Here is a 3,120-nt window from a genome sequence, read left to right as displayed (position 1 = left end):
CGATAGATGTGGTCCATCTATCAGCTAACAGATCAGAAGGCCGCGCCCATTAGCGGATAGCCGGGAAACATCGGCAACCGCATCGCCACGATAAGGAGACGCCACGAATGGCTGATTTTGATATTAATATCACTGCAACTTACTCCCCCGAGGACAATAAAATCCGTTTGTATGCCTCGGAGCGATTGGACGCCGACACATACGAGCGCGTCAAAGCCGCAGGCTTCAAATGGGCACCTAAACAGGAATTGTTCGTCGCCCCTATGTGGACCGTTGCCCGCGAAAACCTTGCGCTTGAACTGGCGGGAGAGATTGAACCCGAAGAAACCACAATGGCCGAACGGGCGCAGATCAAAGCGGATCGCCTGGACGGGATCGCACAGAAACGCGCCGAACAGGCAAACGCATTTCACCGGGCCGCTGACGAACTGTCCCGCGCATTCGAATTTGGTCAGCCTATCCTTGTCGGGCATCACTCCGAGCGCAAAGCCCGCAAGACTCAAGAGCGGATGCACAACGCAATGGACAAAGCCGTTAAGGCTCATGGTGCTATCGGTTATTGGCAGTATCGCGCGGCAGGTGTCGAACGTCATGCAAACCGGAAGAATGACCCCAAGGTGCGCACGCGCCGGATCAAGAAACTACTGGCCGAGTTGCGCGACCTTCAGCGCCGGTTGAACGCTGCGCATAAAGCCTTGGCAATGTGGGAAAGCGCGACCACCGACAAGCAAATCCGCTTCATTCTGGGCCGCAGCCCTTCGGTGCCTTATGGTCTCTATTCCGCAGTCGCAGACGGCAAGACCACACATGCAGAGGCCCGCGCGCAGTGCATCGAGGCCGCAAAACGCACCATCGAGAGCGACCACTTGTCCCGCTGGATCACTCACACCCTCAACCGCCTGTCATATGAACGCGAAATGCTGGGCGACGTGCCGCGCTTTGAAGGTGAGATTACGCCGACCCTGTTGCAAATGTTTGTCCGCGAACACGGCGCAGACAAACCCAAAGGGAAAAAGGTCGATGACGATCTGTTTTCTGTTGAGTGTGACGCCCCTTTGCCCGCTCATGTGGCCGATGGCAGCACCGTTGAGCTATCCGCCGATGAGTGGCGCAATTTGATGCAGTCTTGCGGATACGTGCCGCCCGAAAAGAAACCGGCAAAGCCGCCTATTCTGAATTTCAAACCGCAGAGCGGCAAATTTTTGGTTCGCAACCCGTGGAATAGAACAGTCGAGTTTGTTCCGCAGGTAGAAATGACCAAGGCCGAATTTGCCAAAATTGGCACCGACTACAGGGGAACGCGGCTTTCAGCTTGTGGCGCTTTCCGGGTGCGGATCGCACCGAACCCGAACCACGAAGGGCCGCGTTTCTCGGCTGGGTGGGCTGCTATCCTGATCACCGATCAAAAGCAGCATGACGCCCCCGCTGATTTTGACGAGGAAATTGCCCAATGACGCGCCCAAGCATCTACTACCGCCCAAACAAGCCCCTAACCATTCCGGTTAGGGCGCGACAGGATGCGCCCAAGCTGGACGAGCTGAAGGCCCCTGAAGTCATCGCCGTTGATAAGTTCACCGAATGCCACGTTACGCCTGATCCTGTCGCTGCGCGGATGGTTGGTTATCTCGGGCCGCAAGGTGACTATCTTACTTTGGAGCCAAGCGCCGGAACCGGCCAGCTCGCAAAGGCGCTGATTTCATCAGGTCACAGCACTTGCGAATTGACCATGATCGAGCGCCACAACACGCTTGCGGCAAAGCTGCGCACCATCGGCCCCACGATCAACCGTTGTTTTCTTGAGTATGCGGAGGAAGTCAAAGGCCGCGCGCAGTTTCCCCGCATCATCATGAACCCGCCTTTTAAGCAGGTCCGCGCCCACATCGAGGCGGCTTTGTCCCTGCTAGGGCGGGGTGGGTATGACGAACCGGCAACCCTTGTTGCCCTGGTCCCTGTCACCTTCCACCACGACGAGGCCGAAGAACTCGAAACCTTGCCGCCAGACACCTTTGCGACGGCCAGCGTTCACACGAAAATCATCAGAATCCGCCGCTGAGGGAAAGCCGATGTCTACAAAACCAATTGTCAGGATCGCTTGCGATGCAATGCAGTTTTTCGAAATCGACTTGCCGGATGGAGCCGACCCGGAAACCTACGCCGATTCAGACGAAGCCCGCGCACAGTTTGCCGATTTGGTTTCGTCCGGCTTCATTGATTTTCAATTAGTTCGCCGTTTTGACAGCGACGGAAAGGAGGTTTGACCACCGTTTGCGCGCCGCCATGTGTGGCGCGCTTTGGTCTGTTCCCCTTTGTTGTCCAGGCGAACCGGGGCCGTTAGCCCCAATTCGCCAGGACTGTGCGCTGCCAGCGCACGGGGCCGCATTAGCGGCCTGAGCGACTTTTACGGCCGTTGGTGCTGTGTTACCGTCACCGAGTCGACGGCAATCGACACAAACGCTCTTTTGAGCCAGTCGGCCCGATCGTTGCCGCGAGTCTGGGCCGACTGCTGTTCTTCAGAGCTTCCGCGCGTTTTTCATTTCACCCCAAATCGCCCGCTACAAAGCGAACCCCCGGTTTCCTGCGCGCCTGCCTTCGATCTGTCCCATTGAAAATGAGCGGCCAAGATACACGCCGCGCAGACCAGTAAACACCAAGCCCTTCGGGGCGCGTGCCGCGCGTGTTGACTGGTCTGCTTTCCCGCCGTGTCCGAGAGCCGCGAATTTTCAACAGGAGACAGACATGAAATACATTCGCAAAAAATCCAAACAGCTTCGCAGGCTTGCAGCTCGTCGTCTGAGAGCAGTGAAAAAACAGCTTCAGAAGATCGACTTGAGCCTCAGCATCGAAGTCAACTTGTTCGTCATCAAGATCACATTCACAGCTAAACGCCGGGAGCCATAGCCCCGGCATTGGTATGGGGTTGTTGTTGGCTGATACTGGCAAATCCCGCGCCTATGGGCGCGTGACCGCGTGCTAGTCGGACGCCGGCAGACCGGCCTCCGACCCGTACCAATCAAGTGCGATCTCCCTGCGGCCCAGGTGCGGATAAACCTGTCTCATCCGAGCCAGCTTTAACCGCGGCCACAAGTCGCCTGCACATGCTTGTTTCGGCCCAAAGGGTAA

At 57.1% G+C, this 3,120-nt stretch carries 4 protein-coding genes; all 4 read left to right on the top strand.

Features of this window, described 5'->3' with window-relative positions:
- Positions 1–107: 107 nt before the first annotated feature.
- Positions 108–1,454: a DUF3560 domain-containing protein gene (locus ACR0M9_RS20990; protein ID WP_480774592.1), complete on the top strand. Its 1,347-nt coding sequence runs from the start codon at positions 108–110 to the stop codon at positions 1,452–1,454.
- Positions 1,451–2,053 (top strand): hypothetical protein, encoded by a 603-nt coding sequence (locus ACR0M9_RS20985; RefSeq protein ID WP_480774591.1) that lies wholly within the window; start codon positions 1,451–1,453, stop codon positions 2,051–2,053. The genes ACR0M9_RS20990 and ACR0M9_RS20985 overlap by 4 nt, the downstream gene beginning before the upstream one ends.
- A gap of 49 nt (positions 2,054–2,102) precedes the next feature.
- Positions 2,103–2,258 (top strand): hypothetical protein, encoded by a 156-nt coding sequence (locus ACR0M9_RS20980; protein ID WP_480774590.1) that lies wholly within the window; start codon positions 2,103–2,105, stop codon positions 2,256–2,258.
- A gap of 478 nt (positions 2,259–2,736) precedes the next feature.
- Positions 2,737–2,898: a hypothetical protein gene (locus tag ACR0M9_RS20975; protein WP_480774589.1), complete on the top strand. Its 162-nt coding sequence runs from the start codon at positions 2,737–2,739 to the stop codon at positions 2,896–2,898.
- The last annotated feature ends 222 nt before the right edge of the window (positions 2,899–3,120 follow it).

This window comes from Ruegeria sp. CH2 (assembly GCF_056537065.1).
Note: the sequence above shows the minus strand (reverse complement) of the source record. Positions and strands in the feature narration are given on the sequence as shown.

Coding starts and splice junctions, on each gene's coding strand:
- ACR0M9_RS20990 (WP_480774592.1), top strand. CDS start 108: ATGGCTGATTTTGATATTAATATCACTGCAACTTACTCCCCCGAGGAC.
- ACR0M9_RS20985 (WP_480774591.1), top strand. CDS start 1,451: ATGACGCGCCCAAGCATCTACTACCGCCCAAACAAGCCCCTAACCATT.
- ACR0M9_RS20980 (WP_480774590.1), top strand. CDS start 2,103: ATGCAGTTTTTCGAAATCGACTTGCCGGATGGAGCCGACCCGGAAACC.
- ACR0M9_RS20975 (WP_480774589.1), top strand. CDS start 2,737: ATGAAATACATTCGCAAAAAATCCAAACAGCTTCGCAGGCTTGCAGCT.